The 14,007-nt window shown below is 57.9% G+C and carries 12 protein-coding genes; 7 read left to right on the top strand and 5 right to left on the bottom strand.

Annotated elements, in window-relative coordinates:
- Window positions 1-15: 15 nt before the first annotated feature.
- From SD70_RS32705 to SD70_RS01655, 4 genes are all read right to left on the bottom strand, one after another.
- A complete protein-coding gene (locus SD70_RS32705; RefSeq protein WP_052486945.1) occupies window positions 16-1,053 on the bottom strand; it encodes a hypothetical protein in 1,038 nt (345 codons plus the stop codon).
- Between the two features lie 320 nt (window positions 1,054-1,373).
- On the bottom strand, window positions 1,374-2,159 hold the full coding sequence (locus SD70_RS01645; RefSeq protein WP_052486946.1) for a sterol desaturase family protein: 786 nt from the start codon (window positions 2,157-2,159) through the stop codon (window positions 1,374-1,376).
- Between the two features lie 270 nt (window positions 2,160-2,429).
- Window positions 2,430-2,969 carry a GNAT family N-acetyltransferase gene (locus tag SD70_RS01650; RefSeq protein WP_052486947.1) on the bottom strand — a complete coding sequence of 180 codons (540 nt, stop codon included), beginning with the start codon at window positions 2,967-2,969 and terminating at the stop codon, window positions 2,430-2,432.
- A 33-nt stretch (window positions 2,970-3,002) separates the two neighbouring features.
- Window positions 3,003-4,874 carry an ABC transporter substrate-binding protein gene (locus tag SD70_RS01655; RefSeq protein ID WP_041045016.1) on the bottom strand — a complete coding sequence of 624 codons (1,872 nt, stop codon included), beginning with the start codon at window positions 4,872-4,874 and terminating at the stop codon, window positions 3,003-3,005.
- A gap of 195 nt (window positions 4,875-5,069) precedes the next feature.
- On the opposite strand from SD70_RS01655, the gene SD70_RS01660 reads away from it, so the two are divergent.
- Together SD70_RS01660 and SD70_RS01665 are read left to right on the top strand one after the other, a co-directional pair.
- The gene (locus SD70_RS01660; protein WP_041045018.1) at window positions 5,070-6,476 is read left to right on the top strand and encodes an MFS transporter; all 1,407 of its coding nucleotides are present in this window, start codon (window positions 5,070-5,072) and stop codon (window positions 6,474-6,476) included.
- Window positions 6,477-6,597: 121 nt separating this feature from the next.
- On the top strand, window positions 6,598-7,806 hold the full coding sequence (locus tag SD70_RS01665) for an MFS transporter (protein WP_041045020.1): 1,209 nt from the start codon (window positions 6,598-6,600) through the stop codon (window positions 7,804-7,806).
- Between the two features lie 48 nt (window positions 7,807-7,854).
- Here the strand turns inward: SD70_RS01665 and SD70_RS35655 are convergent, their stop codons facing one another.
- Window positions 7,855-8,106 (bottom strand): hypothetical protein, encoded by a 252-nt coding sequence (locus SD70_RS35655; RefSeq protein WP_156157836.1) that lies wholly within the window; start codon window positions 8,104-8,106, stop codon window positions 7,855-7,857.
- A 573-nt stretch (window positions 8,107-8,679) separates the two neighbouring features.
- Between SD70_RS35655 and SD70_RS01670 the strand changes: the two genes are divergently transcribed.
- The 5 genes from SD70_RS01670 to SD70_RS01690 all read left to right on the top strand — a co-directional run bounded on the left by SD70_RS01670 (window position 8,680) and on the right by SD70_RS01690 (window position 13,824).
- Window positions 8,680-9,993 carry a phytoene desaturase family protein gene (locus tag SD70_RS01670; protein ID WP_041045021.1) on the top strand — a complete coding sequence of 438 codons (1,314 nt, stop codon included), beginning with the start codon at window positions 8,680-8,682 and terminating at the stop codon, window positions 9,991-9,993.
- A 53-nt stretch (window positions 9,994-10,046) separates the two neighbouring features.
- A complete protein-coding gene (locus SD70_RS37420) occupies window positions 10,047-11,045 on the top strand; it encodes a sigma factor-like helix-turn-helix DNA-binding protein (RefSeq protein ID WP_269432400.1) in 999 nt (332 codons plus the stop codon).
- Between the two features lie 546 nt (window positions 11,046-11,591).
- Window positions 11,592-11,903, top strand: coding sequence for a TetR/AcrR family transcriptional regulator (locus SD70_RS32710; protein ID WP_052486949.1), 312 nt, complete (start codon window positions 11,592-11,594; stop codon window positions 11,901-11,903).
- 26 nt (window positions 11,904-11,929) lie between these two features.
- A complete protein-coding gene (locus SD70_RS01685) occupies window positions 11,930-12,211 on the top strand; it encodes a hypothetical protein (RefSeq protein ID WP_156157837.1) in 282 nt (93 codons plus the stop codon).
- A gap of 47 nt (window positions 12,212-12,258) precedes the next feature.
- Window positions 12,259-13,824 carry an MDR family MFS transporter gene (locus SD70_RS01690; protein WP_052486950.1) on the top strand — a complete coding sequence of 522 codons (1,566 nt, stop codon included), beginning with the start codon at window positions 12,259-12,261 and terminating at the stop codon, window positions 13,822-13,824.
- Window positions 13,825-14,007: the final 183 nt, after the last annotated feature.

The raw sequence follows: 14,007 nt of genomic DNA on the forward strand, positions 1-14,007 counted from the left end.
TGCTCACATCAGCAGCTAACTGGCCGGGCTTGCCTGATCCAGCATGGAACGGGCTTCCTTCTTGATGGATTCCCTGAATTGCTTCACTTCCGGAATGTCCAGCTTTTCACCGTTTTTCCCTTTGAGAAAAACCGCGCCTTCCGTCTTCTTCAATATATCAAGCAATTTCTGCGTCATCTTCGCCGTCGCTGTATCCGGATTAGCTTGAATCGTTTGTTCGTACGTGCTTTTCACCTTCTGGTCGATCTTAAACGTCTCGAATTGGAAAATGGGCGTGTTATCCATCCCGACCAAGAAGGAGTAAAGGTACTGAATAAACCGCTGTTCCGCTTGGACACGTTCCTTCGATTGCGGGTATGTGCGAACGTAATTCTCTGCCGCCAGCGTGCGGGAAGCCAGTTCCTCCCACGTGATGATGAGGCCTCCATCCTCCGCTGATTTACTGTCCGACTCCAAGGCCATCAACGCAATGAAAGCCACCATTCCCGGAGTCACCCGGTCGTCAAACCGTTTCAGCGCGCCGTAATCCAAGATCGGGAACACGTAGCCTTCGGCCGTCTCCAGCTTGTAGCCTCCGGCCAGCGTCTTCTCGACGAGGCTGCGCGTTTTTTCGTCCTTAATGTCGGCCGTCTGATCCGCGGTGAACGGCCATTTGAGCTTGAGGAGCGTTTTCTGGACGTTGTCCGCGTTGAATTTCTTTTCAACCTCGGGCAAGTTTTTCTCGTAGTACGACTCCAATTCCCGTACAAGCTCGTCGGCGGTTTCCGGCGCCACCCCAGCCATCGCCTTGTCGAGCTTGACGTTCAGCTCGTCCGCCGGTGCGTCCGCTAGGACGATTCCGCGGAACTCCTCCAACACCATCTGTCCATTGTCATCGGGCTTGGCGGTTGGCGACGGGCTCGGCTGCGATGCCGTCGGCGAAGGGCTGGGGCTATCGGCTGAAGCGGTAGGCGACGGAGCCGAGTTGTTCCCGGCTTTGTCACATCCGGCAAGCACTGCGGATAAGGCTAGCATAGCGAGAATTCCGACAATCAGACCGCGATGAAGTTGCATCTTACAATTCCTCCCTTGACGGCGTGAACAAGGTGACTGGAACGTTTTACTATATGAACCACTGTTGTATTGATCAATAAGACGGAGGCCCGCTGGAAAAGGTTGCTGGGAATCAGATAAAAAGTGCACACCTCTTTTGTTTGCCCATTAATGAACTCCTTATAAATAATTCTCTTTTTTCTATTTAGCTTTATATCATCCATATTTTAACGTAAACCATTGAAGAAAACTGCCCGGTTGTTCAATAAATCAAAAGGAGCCAACGTGGAAGCGGCTCCTGCATTATCGTCTCTGAGAGAGCGACATTACTTCTATTCTGATTAAATGGGAGTATCTCTTCCAGACTTGATACGTTTCCTCTGTAAATGTTCACGGAAACCCGGCGATAACGTTCCGAAGATCCGGTCCCACAATCCGGTAAATGCCGCATAATTCCCTTTGAATTTCGAATGGTGATAATCGTGAAACGATGCTCCGTCATAAAAAGGGAACAGGTGGTTGGGATTCCACGGAAATTCGTAACCGCAATGTTCGTTCGCTGCCAACCATTGACGGAAAACAATCCAAATCCAGACCGTCACAACATGGGATCCCAACAAAACTGGTCCAATGATAACACAAGATGCGATCAAAATGAATTCAACAGGATGCATATAATTGCCGGCTATGGCCCAAGGGACCGTCACTCGATGATGAACTGAGTGGATATATTGATATAGAAATTTGGTATGCAGGGTTCTATGAACTACGTAAAACAAAAAATCCTCGAAATAAATGAAAAACAATACCTGCAGCAGTATCGTGTACCATGGCGGAATTGCTCCCATATGCACTGAAGATAGCCGTAGGATCGGCCAGAACAACACCAATAGAGCAGCAAAAATAGATCCATTTAACAAATAGTAACGAATGGATGGGATAACGATTCTATCGCTCTTCCCGACTTTGTCTTGAATTCGGTATTTTTCGGCCCAACTCGGTCGTTTGTACGCAATCCAAGTAAGCGGAATGGAGAATGTCGAGAATGCAACCATACTGATCATTGCGGTTGCGACCGGGAAAAACCAAAACATTGGTTCCATATACATGTCAAAGTAACTCTGCATTTTCGTCCACCACCTCAGGCAAAATGACGTGTAAACCTTGCTAGTACGGGAGCTTCAGAACCAACAATACACTCTGCATCCTCGTAATGGACGTTTTTGAAGCATGCTCCGCCCTGCTTTTCCAGACATCGCCACTCATTTACAACGAAGATAACAAGCGAAGTTTAAATTAGGTTTAAAAAAACAGTAGTAAATCTATAGAGTCGTCGATTTATTTTAACAACAATATAAAGAGCTGCCAGCACTTATATAGATGGGGCTGCCCGAATCTTACCCGCGGCGGCCACCTGATGTATTTTCTGTGCTACCGGTACCCGTTCGGTTGAGTTTCGTTTGAAAACGTTTGAATAGGTCCATCCACTCGTTTTCTCTAACCTCTTGGAAATTGTTATTCGTACATCTCTCAATTGCCTTTTTCCAAAATATTTGGGCTGGTTTATTATTCTCAAATTGAGCAACTTTCCAAATGCCCCTGAGTCGATTGAAAACTTCAGCAGAAGCGGTTATACCGACTCCAAGTTTTCGATATTTTTTCATTACGAAGAACTCAGCCACTGAATAAATTGGTTGGTTATGTTCATTTGTCCCAATCATCCTTACTAGCACAAAACCAGCCAGTTTTCCATCAACACGTATAAAAAAAGGATGTCTGCCTTCTTCTGTCCAATAATGATCCAGATACTTATAATCATATAAACCGTTTTCATTTACATCTTCAGGATCAAACTCACTAAAATCATATTTATAGAGCTCTAGAAGATTTCTTAAAGTCGATTTATGCTCATATTCAACATTTTGAATAGTTATCATTGGTATTTCCCCCTTTTCAACCTAAGGCCGCCCTTACTCGGGCGAAGCAGGCTTTATTTCCTTAGGCTTGAACCATATGTCCTTGAAGTCGAACCAACCGATCGTGTTGACGGAGATGCCGCGGACGTCCGGACTGAATATCGTTTGCTGCGTCGTATGGGCAAGAAACAGGACGCGGCAGTCGCCGGTCAGCAGCTTCTCCATCCCGCGAATGCGCCGCAGCCGCACGCCGGCGTCGGGCTCGGCAACAATGTCCGCGACTGTCTCGTCGAACGTGCGAAGAAGATCGTCCGGAGTATAGGTGCGAATCGATAAAATGCCCACCTTGTACGTTTCGACAAGGAAGCGCGCCACGTCATCGTCGGCGACGACTCCGCCCAACTTGGCGTCCCCTTCCGCAAGCAGTTCAGGATCCGCCGCTTCTGTATGCGACAACTCCTCAATCGCTATCCGAACGCCGATCTCCTCGCACCTTGCCTGCACCCATTCGCTCTGGGGCCGGTGGCCGATTATTGACAGCAGGCGCAGCGTTTCGCCCCGGTAGATGGAAGCGGACACGAGCCGGCGAGCTTCCTCGAGCCGGTTGTCGCCTAGCGGCAGAAGCGGAGTTCCCGGTTCCGGCGGCAGGAAGCCGCGCGCCGGGATGGCGTTGTCCATGCCGAGCTCGCGAATCATGCGCTCCCGGTCGAGAGCGAGATGAATCGCCCGGCGCAGCCGCTCGTCCTGCTGCGGGCCGGCCTTGCGCAAATTGAACGCCAGCAGGCTGGAGCCGAGCGGCATGACGCGCAGCGTTTGCCAATGCTCCGGAACGGGCTGTACAAAATGGTGCGCTTTGCTCATATGGAACGTCCATGTGCTTGCATCTCGGCCCTGCAGCTCGCTCGGCACGTACAGCAGCTCTACCCGGTCGAGCTGAGCCCGCTCGCGGAAATAGTCGGGGAACGCCTCCAGCACAAGCGCGCCCTCATCGTGCCGCGCCACCCGGAACGGTCCTGTACCGACAGGCATGCGCCACACGTCGGGGAGCGGACGCCCTGCGCCGCCCGAGCCGGGTACGGCGTCCTTGTACACGTCTTCGGGCAAGATCGCCGTCCCGTATGCGCTGACATAATGCGGAAACATGAAGTTCGGCGCGCGCAGCTCCACTTGCAGCGTGAGCCGCCCGGCAGGGCGGACGGCGCGAATCTCCTCCGCCAGCCAGCCGTTCGGCGAGGTGGGCGCGTACTGCTGCAGGCGCGACAGCGAGAAAGCCGCGTCGGCGGCCGTCAGCTCGCGCCCGTGATGGAACTTGACGCCCTTGCGCAAATAGAACGTCCACACGAGGCCGTCCGCATCGCTCTCCCAGCTGTGCGCGAGATGCGGCACGACGACTCCCCTCTCCGGGTCGAACCGGGCAAGCGTATCGTACACCTGCTTGGCAAAATGCAAATCCCGCGCATACAGCAGCTCGGCCGGATCGAGCGTCAGGACGGCCGTGCGAAGCGGCAGCCGCAGCGTATCCGCCTCCGCCCCGGCAGCGTCCTTCTCTTTATAGCCGAAAAAATCGCCGAGCCAAGCCAAAAACTTCTCCGTCAGCCCTGCCTCGAGACCTTCCCCCCGCAGCAGCTCCATCGCCCCGTGCAAATTGCCTTGCTGCACGCACGCTTTGGCTTCTTGCAGCAGCAGCTCTTCCGCCGAAGCGGCGAACCGGATCTGCGAGCGGTTGCCCCGCCCCCGGCCCGGCGTCCAGACGATCCAGCCGTGGTCGGCCATTTTGCGGATAATGATTTTGGCGTTGCGTTCGGTGCAGATCAGGTGACCCGCTATTTCCTCCACCGTCACCGGCACCGGCCCGTCTTCCCGACCGCCGGGTTGCCCGCGCAGCAGCGCATGTTTCAAAGCCGCATATTGCACTGTGAGCTGCATGCTTCCGTCCCCCCGCAATACCTCGTTTAGCGTTCATTATAGGCGTCCCCCCGCAACCCCGTCAAAATATGCGGCTTCATGAAAAAAAGGTGAAAAGCGCCGCCAGAAGCGTACACTTTTTCCTTAGAGCTGTTGTGATTATGATGGGAGGGTACAATCAGCAAAGATAATGTTTGCGGGAGCGGGTGGACTAACATGACGTTTCGCGATTTTCATCCCAATGTGAAGCTGCGCATTACGCTGGCTTTCCTTAACAATACGCTGGGCAACATGGTCACCCCGTTCATGGCCGTCTATTTGGCCAAAACGCTCGGCACGACGGTCGCCGGCGTGACGGCGATACTCGGCATCGGCGTCGGCCTGGCGTGCGCAACGCTCGGCGGGCATTACGCCGACCGTTACGGCCGCAAGAGCATGATGCTTATCTCCGAGACGCTCAGCCTTATCGCCTATGCGGCGATGGCGGCGTTCAACTCGCCATGGCTATATTCCGCAGTCGTAACGCTGCTCATGACGGTTCTGGTCAACGCCGCCTGGGGCTTCGGCAAGCCGGCTTTCGATGCGATGCTGATCGACGTGTCGACGCCCGAAACGCGCAAGGCGATATACCGCATTACGTACTGGTCGAACAATTTGGCGATTTCTATCGCCGGTATGATCGGGGCTTATTTTTTCAGCTCGTATTTGTTTGAGCTGCTGGCCGTAGTGGCCGCCTTTTCGCTGGTGTCCACGCTGGTCACCGCATTCGCTATTACGGAAACGATGCCCGGTGCCGAACCGGAAAGCATGGCCTCGGGCGGGAATGGAGCGGCCGCCACGGCTGGCACCGTTGCAGCAGCCGCCGACGGTATAACAACACCCGTCGCTCCTCGCCGCAGCCGGCCCTTTGCGCCAGCTGGCCGTACCCGCACAGCCGCAGCGGCGGAAGGCGGTTCCCGCGTGTCGCTGCTGAGCCGGTACGCCGAGGTGCTGCGCGACCGGACGTTCGTCCTCTATGTGCTCGCCGGTGTGCTATGCGTATCGGTGGAGATGAACATGACCGGCTACATCGGCATTCGGCTCGCCGATCAGATGCATCAGGCGGCCTGGTTTCCCGGCACGGGGCTGACCACCGACGGATTGTCGATGCTCGGCTTCCTGCGGACGGAAAATACGCTGGCGGTCGTGCTCTTGTCTTTATTCGTCGGCAAGCTGCTCAAAGGCAAATCCGATACGCGGACGATGCTGGCCGCCATGGCGCTCAACGTGGCGGGCTACGCCTACATCGCCTACGGCAATCAGCCGCTGCTGCTCGTGCTCGTCATGCTGCTGGCGACGATCGGCGAGCTGACTTACGTGCCGCTGAAGCAGGCGCTGCTCGTCCGGTTCGTTCCCGACCACGCCCGCAGCTCGTATATGGCCGTGTACGGCATGACGAACCGCGCCGCACAAATGGTAAGCGGGCTTAACGTCGTGATCGGCGGCTTCCTGCCGTCCGGCGCGATGGCCTTCGTGCTGCTCATTACCGGCTTCGCCGGCATCGCGCTGCTTGGTGCGGTATTGGCCGGCCGCACCGATTCGCCCATGAAACCGCAGGAAAACGCCGCCCCGCTGCAAGGATAGAGCGGGAGCGGCGTTTTCCGCTTGTTGGGAGCCTATTTCGACGTTGCAATTTTCCCCGGCCGGACCGATAATTTGAGAGACACTTATTCGGAGACGGAATACCCGCAGAGGAGGGCCGGCCTTGTCCCCATCCAACTACCGCATTCCGCTGTTTTGCGTCGTTACGCTGCTGTTCTGGCTGTCGATGTACACGTGCGTGCCGATCCTGACTCCTTATGTCGAGCACCTCGGCGCCTCGCACCAAATGGCCGGGCTCATCGTCGGCATGTACGGGCTGAGCCAGATGCTGCTGCGTATCCCGGTAGGCGTCGTATCGGACCGGCTGCACAAGCGAAAGCTGTTCATCGTCTTCGGCCTGGCGTTCTCCGTGCTGTCCGGAGTCGGCATCCTCGTCTCGCACGAGCTGACGTGGATATTGGTGCTGCGGGCGCTGGCCGGAGCGGCAGCGGCGACATGGGTCGATTTTACGATCCTGTTCGCCAGCTATTACAAAAAAGAACAGACGACCCAGGCGATGGGCACGATCTCGCTGTACAACTCGCTTGGCCAAATGATCGGCATTCTCGGCGGCGGCGCGCTGGCCGACGTGTTCGGCTGGGAGGCCGCTTTTCTGCTCGGCGCGGGCGTCGGCATCGTCGGGGCGGTCATCGCCTTGTTCATCGTCGAAAAGTTCGACCCGAACGAGAAACCGATTACGGTGCAGGCCGTGGCCGAAGTTGCTTCCGACCGCATTTTGCTGACGGTGTCAGTGCTCGCGATTTTGTTCCAGCTGCTCACATTCGCCACCGTATTCGGCTTTACGCCGGTGTACGCGCAGGCGCTCGGGGCGAGCAAGCTGGGCATGGGCGTGCTTACGTTTTGCTCGACGCTGCCTACCGCTATCGCCTCGTGGATCGGCGGCGGGCATCTCGCGCAGCGCATCGGCGAACGTAACGTTATCGTGCTCGGCTTCGTGCTGAGCGGCATTTTTACGGTGCTCATTCCCGTCACGAATACGTTCTGGCTGCTTGTCGTGACGCAGGCGCTGGCCGGCTTCGGGCGCGGCTTCACGACGCCGGTGCTGATGGCGCTCAGCATCAAGCATATGGACACGGGGCGGCGCGCGACGGCGATGGGCTTTTATCAGGCGATTTACGGCCTCGGCATGTTTGCGGGTCCTTATTTGATGGGCTTGCTCGGGGATTCGCTGACTTTGAAGCAGGGCTTCCTAATCGTCGGCCTGCTCGGCTGCGGGGCGGCGGCGCTCAGCCATGCGATGCTGCGGGCTGCAGGCGCCGGCACGGGATACGTCCGGCAGCAAGCGGACGGAAACGGCTTGCGCCGCCTGTGAGACTGCGGGGCTTCGGGCTGCCCGAGATAGAGTGGCTGCGCTGCGGACCTAAGAATGCGGGTCTCCGGCTTCCTTGAACTCGTGTTCCCTCGAGATGGTGGGCTTGTCTTGTTTGCACGCCGCTTCGCTCCACGCTGCTTCGCCGAGTGCCGGGCGTGCTGAACGACAGCTATAGTGAATGGCTGGCATGTCGAACGCCGTCTCGTCCCGCGCGGCCCAGCTGCACGCCGACTCGCCCCACGCTCTCCGCCGCACGCCGCCCTTTTCCACGCTCTCTGCCGAACGCCGGTTCCGCCACACGTCGCCTCAGCCCACATGTCCCCTTCGAATCATAACGGAACGGCGTTCCGCTATTCGAGGGACATGCGGGGTATAGTCCAATGTTAACGGAACAACGTTCCGTTAAAACGGCGAAACGTGACTAAAACGAGCGTAATTCCGCCCGATAACGGAAGGCTGTTCCGTTAATTTTGGGAAATACCCGGGAAATAGCCAGTTAACGGAACTGGGTTCCGCTATGCCCCGCGCTTGGTCCACGCTCTCTGCCGAACGCCGGTTCCGCCACACGTCGCCACACCGCACGCCGGTTCCGCCACACGCCGTCTCGTCCCTCGGCAGAGAAGGACCACTGGGCTTCACCATCGCCCCTTGTGCGTCCTCGCGCCGGTACTTGTTTCGAGCAACCGCATCTGCAAGATTTGTGACTCCAGGCAGTCGGGGATCGCCGCAGCGCAGCCAAGCATAGTTCCATGCTACCGCCAATTCTCTCGTAGAAGCAACCACCCTCACACAGCGAAAAACCATTCCCAATGCTGTCACGTCCGCGAGTCGCAAATCGTCTTAAGGGCATCACAACGAAAAGGCGGGATGAACATGTTGCAGCAAGAGGAACGGATATGGGACGCAGTGATTATAGGGGCGGGAGCTGCCGGCTTGTTGGCGTCGATCCATTTGGCGAAGGCCGGCTGGAGTGTGCTCGTGTTGGAGAAGGCGGCTGCGCCCGGCGGCCGGGCGGTAACGGCAAAGCTGGAAGGAGCTGCGGTCAACCTGGGGGCGCACGCGCTCTACCGAGACGCGGCACAGCTGCTCAGGGAAGTTGGGGTGAACCCGTCCGGCGGCGTTCCGAAGCTGAGCGGCTCTTTTGTTTTCGGCTCCGTTCCGGCGTCGTTTCACGCTCTGCCTTTGCTCGGACTGATGCTCGGACGCACTCTGGCCTGGAGTGAGAAAATGGAGCTGCTGAGCTTCGCCGCCTCGCTCAGGCGCATTGAGACGGAGCCGCTTCAGTGCGTGGCGCTCGAGCAATTTTTGCGGCAGCGCGTTCGCCATCAGCGGGTAAGGAACGTGATCCAGACGTTCGTACGCGTTTCGACTTATTGCCATGCGCCCGAGACCGTCAGTGCTGGGGCCGTGCTGGAACAGCTGCGGAAAGCGAGCGTCATTTATCCCGACGGGGGATGGCAAACGATCGTCGACGGTCTGCGTGCACAGGCGGAGAACAACGGAGTGGCGCTGCTGATGCACGCGGGCGCGCAGCGCATTTCAGGCAGCACTCCGGAGCTTGCGGTCGAGCTTAAAGGCGGGGAACGGATTCGGGCGCGGCATGTGCTATGCACGGCAGGTCCGAAGCAACTGCTTGAGCTGCTGGATACGGCTCCTGAGCCGGCGTATGCAGCGAAGCTCCGCGCCATGACGCCGTTGTACGCAGCGTGCCTGGATGTCGTGCTGGATGGGTTGCCGGTGCCGAAGACGATTTTTGCGCTCGGTGTCGACCGGCCGCTTTATTATTCCAACCACAGCAGCGTCGCGCGGCTATCGCCTAATCCGAACCATGCGGTAATACACGCGATGCAGTATTTGCCGGCCGGGACGCAGCTGCAAGGCGAAACGGAAGCGTGGGAGCAAGAGCTGGAGCGACTGCTCGACTTCCTCCAGCCGGGCTGGCGCAAACGCATTGTAGCCCGGCGCTTTATGCCGCACATGCTGGTTGCGAACGCCGTCGTGACGGCGCAGGACGGGGGGCTGGCGGGCCGGCCGGCACCGGCTGTAGCCGGAGTGCCCGGCGTTTATGCCGCAGGGGACTGGGTAGGGGAGGAGGGCATGCTGCTTAACGCATCTCTATATAGCGCGCGCCGTGCCGCGCAATGTATGATAGAGAGCAGTAAAGCGCACAACGGAATGCGAGAGTGATTCAGGATGGAATGGGAGCTTCTTTATCGGGAATATAGCCGCTGCTGTTCTCTATAGCGTATCGCTTGCTCGGATCGGCAACCGACGCGGAGGACATGGTGCAGGAGACGTTTGCCGCCGTTCATGCGGCGGCGGCCGGCGATGCGGCGCTACGGAAAGCGACGGCGTCGGATGAAGCCGCCGGGGATGCCGGTGCGTACGGCAACGGCCCGCTGCGGGCAACAGCGGGATCGGATGCGCGGCCAGCATCGGATGCGGCCACTGGCGCTACAGGTCCGGGCGACAACCTCGTGCACAATTGGAAAGCTTACTTGTGCCGAGTGGTGACAAACCGCTGCATGGATTTGCTGAAGTCGGCGCGCAAGAAGCGGGAGCTTTACGTCGGCCCGTGGCTTCCGGAGCCGCTCGTGCAGCAAGTGGCCCAGCCGGGCGGCGACCCGCTCGAGGCAACGCTATTGGAGGAAACCGTCTCCTACGCGTTTCTCGTTATGCTGGAAAAGCTCTCGCCGCTGGAACGGGCCGTTTTCGTACTGCGCGAGGCGTTCGGCTATTCTTACCGGGACATCGCCGGCATCGTCGGCAAAACCGAGCTGGCGTGCCGCAAGACGCACAGCCGCGTCCGCCGCAAAGTGCAGGCGGAGCCGGCGGCCGTGCAGGCCGATGCGGAGATGAACCGCACGATCGTCAAGCAGTTTCTTCATGCGGCTGCGACCGGCGATATGGCAGCGCTGATCGGCTTGCTGAGCGAGGAAGCGACGCTTGTCAGCGACGGCGGCGGCAAACGCCTCTCTGCGCTGCAGCCGATCGTCGGGCGCGAGCGCGTCTTTGCATTTTTGGCCGGGCTCGCAGTCAAATTCGGGGCGGCTGCGGTTGTACGTCCGGCAATTGTAGGCGGAGAACATGGCCTCGTTGTAGAGACGCCGGACGGACCGACCGTCATGCTATTCGCCGTTCAGGAGGGCGGCCGCTGCACGCACATTTACATGGTACGCAATCCCAATAAGCTCGGCACGCTCGAGCGTCTGTTGGACAGCCGTGCAGAAGAGAACTGAGGGACCGGACAAAAGCTCCGGACGGGCATCCTAGCAGCTTGCATCCGTCCTAAGGCCAGCGTAAATCAACTCCTGTAATCCGGTTAAGCATTGCCAGCCATCATCTACGACGATTTAGCGGCCGCTGCGAAGGGACATCGTGATCGCTGTCAGCCGTCGCTGCATGCCTCGCCGCGGAACCGGACTGACAAAAGCGCCGGACGGGAATTCTAGCGGACTGCCCCGCCTTAAAGGCGGCGTAATCCGTTAAGCATTGCCAGCCATCATCTACGACGATTTAGCGGCCGCTGCGAAGAGACATCATGATCGCTGCTAGCCGTCGCTACATGCCTTGCCGCCGAACGGCAAGCACGCCAGATTATTCAGTCCGGCTTAAAGATCAGCCTCAATCCGTAAAAGGATTGGGGCTGTTTTTTTCGGCAACCTTACGTATAAAAATGGGCGAGTCTTCCTAAAATGTTTATTGACATTCGTGTCAGTCAAAACATATACTATTTTTAGTTGACATACGTATAAGTCAAAACGAAACCAGGAGCTTTTCCCGACATGTCCCCCCGTACGAAGGAGCAAAACGAAAAAATCCGCGAAGAGCGTCTCACCCAAATACGCAGAGCAGCTGTCGAGGTTTATTTGGAGAAAGGGTTTCAAGCGACCGAGGTAGGCGACATCGCCAAGCGAGCAGGCATGGCGCGCGGGCTCGTCTATTACTACTACAAAGATAAAATCGAGCTGTTTCAGACGATGTTTCACTACTACTTCGACGAGGCCAAACAATTCGTCGGCCAGACGCTTCTGACAGGCGAGCCTCCGCTGCAGCGGCTTGACCGGTATGCCCGGTTTATATGCACTCCGCTATAGTGAAGCCTGATTTCGTGCGCCTTTACATGAACTTGCAGATGGATGTGCCGCATGTGTTCGGCGCCGAGGCGAAGGCGGTCATGGATGATTTCATCGTGAACATTCAGAAGCCGCTGCATCGCACGATGGAGGAGGGCATTGCCGGCGGAGCGCTAATGGCCACCGATCCGGTGCTGCTTGCGCAGACGTTCTGGGGCGGCATTACCGGGGCGATGTTCGAGCTCGCCCGGCGCCGGCTCACGGAAGCGGATGCTCTCGCTTTGATCGACGACGTCATGGCGATTTTGCTTCGCGGGATCAAACGTTAACGTGCTTGATTGTTCATCACTTTACTTTATGAAACGGAGTGAACCGTATGGATCAGCGCAAATTGTATTGGACGCTGGGAGCGCTGCTGCTCAGCCTGTTTCTCTCGTCGCTGGACCAGACGATCGTGTCGACGGCGCTGCCGACGATCGTCCAAAAGCTAGGCGGCCTTGAGCATATCTCCTGGGTGTTTACGGTGTATATGCTCACTTCGACATCGGTTATGCCGGTTGTCGGCAAGCTGTCCGACCTGTATGGCCGCAAACGGTTTTACCTTGCGGGACTGCTCATTTTCCTGGTCGGTTCGGCGCTGTGCGGAGCGTCGCAGTCGATGGAGCAGCTCATCGTTTTCCGCGGCATTCAAGGGATCGGAGCCGGCATGCTGATGGCGAACACGTTCACGATGCTGTTCACGCTCATTCCGATGGAGAAGGCCGGCCGCTTCCAGGCGATGTTCATGAGCGTGCTCGCGCTTTCCTCCGTGCTCGGTCCGACGATCGGGGCGTTCATCACGAGCCATTTTGATTGGAGATGGAATTTCTACATCAACGCTCCGCTCGGTTTGGTCGCATTGGCGGTCATCAGCTGGTCGCTCGTTGAAGCGGGGCGCGCACCGGGTGCCGCCAAGCCCAAGATCGACTATGCAGGCGCGCTGCTGCTCGTTGTTGCTACCGTGTCGATTTTATTGGCGCTAAAAATGGGCAACGTCAACTACGCGTGGTCCGCCTGGCCCATCGTCGGTTTGTTTGCCGCCGGCGGCATCGCCCTGATCGCCTTCCTGCTCGTCGAGCATCGCGCAGCGGAGCCTATTTTGCCGCTCGGCATGTTCCGCAGCCGCACCGTTGCCGGCTCTCAGGCCGTAACGTTCGTGCAGGGCATTCTCATGTTCGGCGCGCTGCTCTATATCCCGCTGTTCGTGCAAGGCGGCATGGGCGGCGACGTGAGCGACGCCGGCAATGCGCTGACTCCGATGATGCTGTCTGTCATGGCAGGCGCCGCAATCAGCAGCAATTTGATGCGCTTCCTGTCGTGGCGCGCTTGCAGTCTGTTGTCAATGGTGCTGGCCGGAGCAGGCGTTTACGTCATGACGACGCTGCCGCTCGACGTCGGCCGCTGGACGGTGCGCTTCGATATGATACTGCTCGGCGTCGGCATCGGCGTGCTCATGCCGATCGCCCAGACGGCGGTCACGACCGCAGTCGAAGAGCGCTACCAAGGGGTGGCGAACTCGACCGTAGCGTTTTTCCGCAGCGTCGGCGGAGTGCTCGGCTCGGCCATCATGGCGGCGATCGTCAATCGCCATATGACGGACGGCATTGCTGCCGGAGCCGGGAAGCTCGGCTTGCCGCAAGAGAAGCTGGCCGCATTCACCAATCCGCAAGTGCTGCTTCATGCCGAGGGCCAGGTGCCGGCGCCTGTCATGACGATGCTGAAAAGCTCGCTTGTCGACGCCATTCATACGGGATTTTGGTTTTTGACGGTGACGGCCGCGATCGGCGTTGTCATCGCCATGCTCATGGGCAGCGCCCGCTTCGATTACGCCGCGCACGTCGAACGGCGCAATCGGCAGGCGGCGCACGCTGCCCAGGCCGCTAAAGCGGTGCAGGGGCAGTAATGCAAGCAGGAGGTAGTAGGCACATAGCAGGATACTTTTAATGAGAGAGCGTCGCCTCCGCCAAACGCGTTCAAGTTAATCGCATTTTGGAGGCGGGTGGTCTTGGGGCTGCGAAGAAGACTGGATTTTGTACAACGGATTGAGTATGGCATCCCGATCAAAGTATCTTCATTGGAAAAACTC

Source organism: Gordoniibacillus kamchatkensis (assembly GCF_000829455.1).
Taxonomy (GTDB): domain Bacteria; phylum Bacillota; class Bacilli; order Paenibacillales; family NBRC-103111; genus Gordoniibacillus; species Gordoniibacillus kamchatkensis.

Excerpts from the sequence above, each read along its gene's own strand:
- SD70_RS32705 (WP_052486945.1), bottom strand. The coding sequence starts at position 1,053 with ATGCAACTTCATCGCGGTCTGATTGTCGGAATTCTCGCTATGCTAGCC.
- SD70_RS01645 (WP_052486946.1), bottom strand. The coding sequence starts at position 2,159 with ATGCAGAGTTACTTTGACATGTATATGGAACCAATGTTTTGGTTTTTC.
- SD70_RS01650 (WP_052486947.1), bottom strand. The coding sequence starts at position 2,969 with ATGATAACTATTCAAAATGTTGAATATGAGCATAAATCGACTTTAAGA.
- SD70_RS01655 (WP_041045016.1), bottom strand. The coding sequence starts at position 4,874 with ATGCAGCTCACAGTGCAATATGCGGCTTTGAAACATGCGCTGCTGCGC.
- SD70_RS01660 (WP_041045018.1), top strand. The coding sequence starts at position 5,070 with ATGACGTTTCGCGATTTTCATCCCAATGTGAAGCTGCGCATTACGCTG.
- SD70_RS01670 (WP_041045021.1), top strand. The coding sequence starts at position 8,680 with ATGTTGCAGCAAGAGGAACGGATATGGGACGCAGTGATTATAGGGGCG.
- SD70_RS32710 (WP_052486949.1), top strand. The coding sequence starts at position 11,592 with ATGTCCCCCCGTACGAAGGAGCAAAACGAAAAAATCCGCGAAGAGCGT.
- SD70_RS01685 (WP_156157837.1), top strand. The coding sequence starts at position 11,930 with ATGAACTTGCAGATGGATGTGCCGCATGTGTTCGGCGCCGAGGCGAAG.
- SD70_RS01690 (WP_052486950.1), top strand. The coding sequence starts at position 12,259 with ATGGATCAGCGCAAATTGTATTGGACGCTGGGAGCGCTGCTGCTCAGC.